The sequence below is a fragment of the Chitinivorax sp. B genome (assembly GCF_005503445.1).
GTDB lineage: Bacteria > Pseudomonadota > Gammaproteobacteria > Burkholderiales > SCOH01 > Chitinivorax.
The window spans coordinates 26,371-32,654 of sequence record NZ_SCOH01000051.1; the positions used below are offsets into that span (position 1 = coordinate 26,371).

Annotated in this window: 9 protein-coding genes; 4 read left to right on the plus strand and 5 right to left on the minus strand. The window is 52.1% G+C overall.

Annotation, left to right across the window (positions count from 1 at the left end):
• Positions 1 to 28: 28 nt before the first annotated feature.
• Positions 29 to 322 carry a helix-turn-helix transcriptional regulator gene (locus FFS57_RS21605; RefSeq protein WP_283204923.1) on the minus strand — a complete coding sequence of 98 codons (294 nt, stop codon included), beginning with the start codon at positions 320 to 322 and terminating at the stop codon, positions 29 to 31.
• A gap of 272 nt (positions 323 to 594) precedes the next feature.
• On the opposite strand from FFS57_RS21605, the gene FFS57_RS21610 reads away from it, so the two are divergent.
• From FFS57_RS21610 to FFS57_RS21615, 3 genes are all read left to right on the plus strand, one after another.
• A complete protein-coding gene (locus FFS57_RS21610) occupies positions 595 to 828 on the plus strand; it encodes a helix-turn-helix domain-containing protein (RefSeq protein ID WP_137939907.1) in 234 nt (77 codons plus the stop codon).
• Positions 829 to 988: 160 nt separating this feature from the next.
• On the plus strand, positions 989 to 1,228 hold the full coding sequence (locus FFS57_RS25330; protein ID WP_171014132.1) for a hypothetical protein: 240 nt from the start codon (positions 989 to 991) through the stop codon (positions 1,226 to 1,228).
• On the plus strand, positions 1,221 to 2,294 hold the full coding sequence (locus FFS57_RS21615; protein ID WP_137939908.1) for an ImmA/IrrE family metallo-endopeptidase: 1,074 nt from the start codon (positions 1,221 to 1,223) through the stop codon (positions 2,292 to 2,294). Before FFS57_RS25330 ends, FFS57_RS21615 begins: the two co-directional genes overlap by 8 nt.
• 151 nt (positions 2,295 to 2,445) lie before the next feature.
• Here the strand turns inward: FFS57_RS21615 and FFS57_RS21620 are convergent, their stop codons facing one another.
• The 3 genes from FFS57_RS21620 to FFS57_RS21630 form a co-directional block, all read right to left on the minus strand.
• Positions 2,446 to 3,384, minus strand: a complete 939-nt coding sequence (locus tag FFS57_RS21620; protein ID WP_137939909.1) for an alpha-glutamyl/putrescinyl thymine pyrophosphorylase clade 3 protein — start codon at positions 3,382 to 3,384, stop codon at positions 2,446 to 2,448.
• Entirely contained in the window at positions 3,381 to 4,187 is an 807-nt protein-coding gene (locus FFS57_RS21625) for a hypothetical protein (protein ID WP_249384114.1), read from the minus strand. Before FFS57_RS21625 ends, FFS57_RS21620 begins: the two co-directional genes overlap by 4 nt.
• Before the next feature lie 88 nt (positions 4,188 to 4,275).
• A complete protein-coding gene (locus FFS57_RS21630) occupies positions 4,276 to 4,578 on the minus strand; it encodes a DUF4031 domain-containing protein (RefSeq protein WP_137939910.1) in 303 nt (100 codons plus the stop codon).
• Positions 4,579 to 4,619: 41 nt separating this feature from the next.
• On the opposite strand from FFS57_RS21630, the gene FFS57_RS21635 reads away from it, so the two are divergent.
• The gene (locus FFS57_RS21635; protein WP_171014133.1) at positions 4,620 to 4,952 is read left to right on the plus strand and encodes a helix-turn-helix domain-containing protein; all 333 of its coding nucleotides are present in this window, start codon (positions 4,620 to 4,622) and stop codon (positions 4,950 to 4,952) included.
• Positions 4,953 to 5,124: 172 nt separating this feature from the next.
• Here FFS57_RS21635 and FFS57_RS21640 read toward each other — a convergent pair whose 3' ends face one another.
• On the minus strand, positions 5,125 to 6,084 hold the full coding sequence (locus tag FFS57_RS21640; protein WP_137939912.1) for a thymidylate synthase: 960 nt from the start codon (positions 6,082 to 6,084) through the stop codon (positions 5,125 to 5,127).
• Between the last annotated feature and the right edge of the window lie 200 nt (positions 6,085 to 6,284).

Consider the following 6,284-nt stretch of genomic DNA (forward strand, 5'->3'; position numbering starts at 1 on the left):
GTTGGTCGTGACAATAAGGTATCTGCCCTCATAGTGGCATTGGGGATTCACGTTGCCGATAGGCGCCGGGTGTTACACCCGTCCAGCGTCGAAATGCTCGATTGAATGCGCTTTGCTCAGAAAAACCCAGTCGGTCAGCAATACGGGCCAAGGGCTCATCGGAATGGGTAATCCACTTTAACGCCAGATCCTGTCGTGCCTGATCAAGCATATCGGAAAAACGTGCTTGTTCCAGTGACAACCTATGCTGTAGCTGTCGGCCAGTCATCCCAAGTGCAGCAGCAACTGCCTCACGATCAAAAAAAAACGCCTTGGTTGAGATAGGCCAACAAGGCTTGGCGGGTTCGGATCACCCAGGGTTCGGTCTGATCCAGGTAGGTTGCTTCGCCACTGGCAATTCCAGCGACTTTCTCCGGTTAGCCAGCCTTGCGCCAGGTAATCCCGTGCCGGTGTTCCGACATGCTTTGGGCATCGTCTGCGCCCATACCCCATTTAAGCACCAGTTTACGAGCAATATACTACCAATTCATAATATACTATGAGAACACATAGGCGGCCAACGGCGACGCTCCGGCCCCAAGAAAAGAGGTAGATGTGGAGTCTGAGGCGGCATTTGGCCAAGTACTGCGGAGACTGCGGAAGGAGAGGAACCTTACGCAGGAAGCGCTTGCGCTCGAGGCGAACGTGCAACGGACCTATGTATCGATGCTGGAGCGTGGCCAGAACAGTGCCAGCATCAGAATGGTCTTTAAGCTAGCCCCGCTACTCGGTGTCCGTCCCTCGGAAATACTTGCCCAGGTCGAAGAAGAGCTTGGACCGAAGAAATAAACCGCTGTGCCACGTCAGTGGCGTTTTTCGACTACGTTGTGCCGAATCAAAGGATCCAAGAGCCTTGGAGCTAGCGTTTGTTGATAAGGATTTTCGAGACTTATGTTTCAACAAGTCTCTTGCCAGGGAAAAACTCGGCGTGCTGCTTGCTGGCAAACTTATGAGTCGCCTATCGGATCTTGCGGCCGTGGCGACTGCTGCCGAAGTGTTTGCGCTTCCCGGGCAAGCCCGAGAGCTAACAGGTGAGCTGCTTGGGTGCATCGCGATCAAGCTAATCGACAGCCATCGACTAGTCTTCCGGTCAGGCCACGTGAAACCTCGCGTAGACGTGGCGGGGGCGGTCGATTGGGCCCGCGTAAAGCGCGTTAAGATCATAGGGTTGGACAACGACCATGCATGAGATCACCAGCTTCCAGCCAGACTGGGCCTCTCCTCCTGGTGCAACCATCAATGACATGCTCGAAGAACGTGGTTTGTCTGTTGCTGACCTAGCACGCGGCTTGGGCCAAACTCTTCCTCAGACTCATAGGCTGATGGCGGGCAGGGAAGAGATTACGCGTGAGGTCGCAGCTCGACTCTCGTCGTATCTCGGCGTCTCTCCAGGCTTCTGGTTTTCTCGAGAGGCTCAGTATCGCGAGGCATTAAGGCGCTTGGCAGAGAACGAGAAATGGCTGAAAAAGCTGCCATTCAAAGATATGGTCAAGTACGGTTGGTTGGAGGCCGCGGGTGATATCTCTGACAAGATCGCTTCGTGCTTACGTTATTTTGGTGTTGCTACTGTTGAAGACTGGTATCAGCGCTATGAAGGTAGCGCCCGGCTCGCCGCGTTCCGAACTACAGCAACTTTCGAGTCGGATGAAGGTGCTGTGCTGGCATGGTTGCGTAAGGGCGAAATCGAAGCCAGCAGGATCACCTCCACGGCCTGGAACAAGGAGCGTTTCCAGGAAGCACTGCAGGAGGTCCGCACCTTAACTCGCGAGAAGCAGCCCGCCAACTTCCTACCAAAGCTTCAGAAGCTGTGCGCTAGCTGCGGCGTTGCCGTAGTGATTGCTCGGGCTCCTTCGGGCTGTAGAGCAAGCGGAGCAACTCGTCTTCTACCAACAGGTACCGCGCTTTTGATGCTGAGCGTCAGATATCTTTCTGACGATCATTTCTGGTTTACCTTCTTCCATGAGGCAGGGCATTTGATCCTGCACGACGGTAAGGAGCTGTTCCTAGAAGGTGGAAAGCTCTGTTCCGGTAAGGACGAGGATGAAGCAAACGAATTCTCGAGCAACACGCTCGTCCCGCCCCGATATCAAGCCGAGATGAAAGCCCTGCCTTCAGATGCAAAGGCAATAATGCGCTTCGCTAAAAAGATTGGCATCTCGCCTGGTATTGTCGTAGGCCAACTACAGTACCTGGAAATTATTCCTCATCACCTATTTAATAACTTGCGGGTACGATACACCTGGGACGACGATTAGTTACTGGCTTTTTGGGATTGTCCAGCTCGAAAGTGCCATTGTTCACCACTTGCCCTCACCGTCCGCGCATGTGTGGGGTTTACCACCGGGTGTGGCAACTGGCAGGGCCAATTTGAAGTAAACCCTCCACCGACTGATTCGGCGGCAAGCCTTATCCCCTAAAACGCACGAACTGGTTTGGAGTCTTTTGCCAGTTGCAAAGGGCGTCTTCCATCTCCTGCATACCAATTTCGAGCACCTGGGCCAGCTCTACCAACCAACCGTCTAGTGCTGGTACGGTAAGCGCAGCCCTTGTACTTCCGCCGAAAAGAAGACGAGCCCCTCGCAGGGGGCCTGTGGCCCCAATCAGGTATGCAGAATCTGCCACGATCGGTGCAAGCTGTAGCTTGGTCAGCATCGTCAGGTAGTCGAACTTCGCGGTGCGTCCAAAACGAAGGACGCTCATAGAGTCGTAGAGCCAGCGGAAGGCTGTATGAGAATTAGCGCCCGTCTCGTCCATTGCAGCTTGGAACAATTGCTGGTGGCTGCCGTACTGTTGAACCCAGTCTACGTAGCTGGCGACAACAGCACCGGTCCCCTTCTCCGATGTCGGCCGGAGCGTTTCATACTTTCGATGGTTACCAAAGTGTCGAGGTATACCGTCACCAGTGAGTTGCTGATAATTTGCGCCTAACCACTGACTTAACCCGTTCGGGTCTGCACTGATGCGGACCCATGACCACGGCCGTCCCGTTCCCAGTGCACCGTACACATCTCGAACTAGGCGCCAGCCTGCAGAGCGGTGTTTACCAAAATGAGTCGCTAGGAATACGAGCCAGCAGGCCTCCTCTGCGTTACCTTGCGCACTGTGGATTGCAGCTGCCTTGAGTGGGTCGAACATCTCGCTAGCTGCATCGATCCGAAGAGGGCTATGGGCTTTTTCTCTTATCACCTGCACGTACTGCACGCGGCGAATGCTATCGAGAAGCTGCTCGACCAGTGCGAGACGATTATCGACAGGAACGATGCCAGGCAGTGCTTGGTTCTCTTGGTGAAAGGACAAGAGTGCTGCCTCGAGCTGGTGTGCGCGTGCGATGTCTTTTTCTCTCAACAAAAAACCTCATGGGCATTTTGGGTGATCCAATGCTGGATCGCCGTTTTGACTTGAGTGGTGACCCCAAAGCTGCTTTGAATGTTATGGCTATACCCGAGTACGGAAATCTCCCGGCCGAGGCCGATCCCGGAAATCTGACAGATGTTACCTGTGTACGCGTAGCCTGCCACGCCTTTGCTGGCCCGTCGAGGCAAGGTCCAGTCTGGAACCGCATCTCGCTGGAAGGTGCATCCACAAATAGCTTGCAGGTTTTCGATGACAGACTGGCCATTGAGTACGAGCACATCAACGGCCGACTCCCTCAAAATCAACCCAAGTGCATCGCCGGTGGCCTTCAGCAGGTCTGCCCGTTGGGAGGAAGACAACTCCACCCACTTGCATCTGGTTGCGTATGGCACGAGGTCCAGGTGGCAAGCGTCAGCAAACATACCGTAGTACGAGGCGTTTGCGCCGGCAATGAGCTTGTTGAGCGCTTGAAACCACTCATCATATGGATTTCCCGCAAAGTATTCGCTGCAGGACTCACGTATCTGCTCCAAGTGTTCATCGCGTACGTCGGCCCAACGCTTGAGGCCAAGGGAGCCCAGCGTATGGAAACGGCGATCATGTCCAGTCAGCTCGTTACCGTAGACGTCGACAAATTCGCGGTTGCTTGGGTTGAGGCCGAGTGTCGCTACCTTAGAGCGCGATAGATCACCGAATGATAGGACAGGCGCTGCCCACGGGATTACCTCCAGGCTCGCCAAATGAGGCCCATCCAAGCGGTGAACCAATGACGAAAGGATTTCTAAGGCGCTCATATGTCCTCCTGCTACCAGGTGCTAATCCTCGGCGGTTTTATCTCTGAAGCCCTTCAGAAGACCCGGCGAGTGACCACCGACGACTGCATCATCGGAACAGGGCAAGCTGCTCGAACTGGGGTGCCTTTGGTTGAGCTAGTTCGGCCTTTAACTTATACGCACACGTCATGATCTGGGAGCGATCTCCCGGTGAAGCCCCCATTCGCAATGCTCGCGCACGGGTTTCCACCGTAACGTCGTAGTGGGGATAGGATGCCTCGTGTTGAAACCATGCTCGCTGTAAGCCTAGTCGCTTTGCAAACTCGTGCAGTTCGTCGATGGAGTCCGCCACCATATGGCACCATCTACGCCCGCGCCACTCAATCTTCACGTTGTCGATGTAGACCGCCACAACAGTTCCCGATTTTGCAAATTTGTATTATATTATGCAAAATGGCCGAGAAATTCAAGTCCGATACAGAGATATTCGCCCTTGCCGTGACCCTAAAGACGCGGCGAGAAGAGCTCGGCTTAACACTTGAATTACTTGGAAAATTTACAGGAATAGACTGCGGGCAGTTGTCACGGTTTGAGACGGGGCAGTTCAAGACCAAGTCTCAAAATTTGCAAATTGTTTGCAAATTTTTGCAGTTGACAGGCTGGCTGCATCAAGCCCCTGAACCGAGCCATGAGCTAGGCGATCGCCTGGAGCAGTTCGCGCGCCGTTCACCTGCGCATCATGCGGCAGTTGAAGAGTTATTGCGTGCACTGGAGAAGCTACCTTAGGGCGCCTTCTGAGTACGCACAAAGCTCACCCATGTCCGTTTACGTTTCACCTGCAGTGCAATTGCTGCACAACAGAAGCGACGATTATCTCGATGCATCCAAGTCGAAATTAGGTTGGAACAGCAACATACCGCCCAAAAGCTGAAGTCCACTTATTGGTTACCGGGCCTATTTATACTGGAAACTTATCGTCAACGAACATTTCATACGTCCTGTCGTTAAGAGTACCTTTCAGTTTCTCGCATGCCTTGTAATCCTTATCTTTCCAATATCTGTATATTAGGAGCAACGTACAGATATCTTTCCAATAAGAACCTAGGTTAACTTCGTCGAGCCCAGTTAACTTTTTTTCCTTTATTAATTGCTCAATCGACTGTATCGCTTTAATAGCTTCCCAAGGGTTGCCAGGCGGCATGGGATTCATCTTTATTGGATTTTGCCAGCCTTCACCTAGATACGTTTGCGCCTTGGGACGATGCATTTCGTATAAGTGAAGGCTACCTGCGCAGTGCTGATAGATTCCCACATCTATGCCAATTGAGCGAGCAATGATCTCTTGCAGCATCGTGAATGCAAACACGTCATGAGGAAGGCCTAAGTAGGCGTCGTTGGACCTCATGTTCACAAGCACATTCAGTAGGTTGTCGCGTATAACAAATTGAAGTGTGCAAGTACATGGTATGGAAACATAATGTCGTACCAAATCAGATGCATCGAATAATTGAATTACCGCCCTGCGGGAAGAAGGCTTTTCCTTGAGCAGGTCAATTATATTGGCTATTTGGTCTGTATTGTTGTAATGAAAGAGTCGTTCACCATACCCGCTCCGAACGGTTATTCCATCTTCCGACTCGTTACTATAATGCTCTCCAACATAATATTTTATAAAGCTCAGCTTGTTCTCGCCCGACAAGTACCAAAGCAACTCTCCAAGTGCGCTAAATATTTTTCCTTTGCTTTCGCTCCGGCTTAAGCGTGCTCGGGGGTTGTGAAGTACTAGGGTTGCCCCAAATAGCTCAGTAATATTTCCCCTGCTAGTAGAAATATAGTCTTGGCCTACCAATAGCTTTGGTAGTACGACCTGAAGCAGATCATCTAGTGTTTCTGCTTCGAAGTATGTATCGATTGGCATTCTTCCCTCGACAAAAGTGTCACGTTATACTTAATCTCGTCCCTGGATGTTATAAAAAATTCCGATAGGTCAGTGGTGTGGGCACGGCAGGGCGGGATCGAACTTGCCAATGGCATCCTAAACTATGGCTTTCGCATGCCTAGCATGTGAGCTTTTGTGTAGGGCAAGCACATTTTTACCAGTGAAAGTACGCTTTTAGC

What these genes read in the sequence shown, in the direction of transcription:
- FFS57_RS21635 (WP_171014133.1), top strand. Translation starts at nt 4,620, where the DNA reads ATGGCCGAGAAATTCAAGTCCGATACAGAGATATTCGCCCTTGCCGTG.
- FFS57_RS25330 (WP_171014132.1), top strand. Translation starts at nt 989, where the DNA reads ATGAGTCGCCTATCGGATCTTGCGGCCGTGGCGACTGCTGCCGAAGTG.
- FFS57_RS21615 (WP_137939908.1), top strand. Translation starts at nt 1,221, where the DNA reads ATGCATGAGATCACCAGCTTCCAGCCAGACTGGGCCTCTCCTCCTGGT.
- FFS57_RS21625 (WP_249384114.1), bottom strand. Translation starts at nt 4,187, where the DNA reads ATGAGCGCCTTAGAAATCCTTTCGTCATTGGTTCACCGCTTGGATGGG.
- FFS57_RS21640 (WP_137939912.1), bottom strand. Translation starts at nt 6,084, where the DNA reads ATGCCAATCGATACATACTTCGAAGCAGAAACACTAGATGATCTGCTT.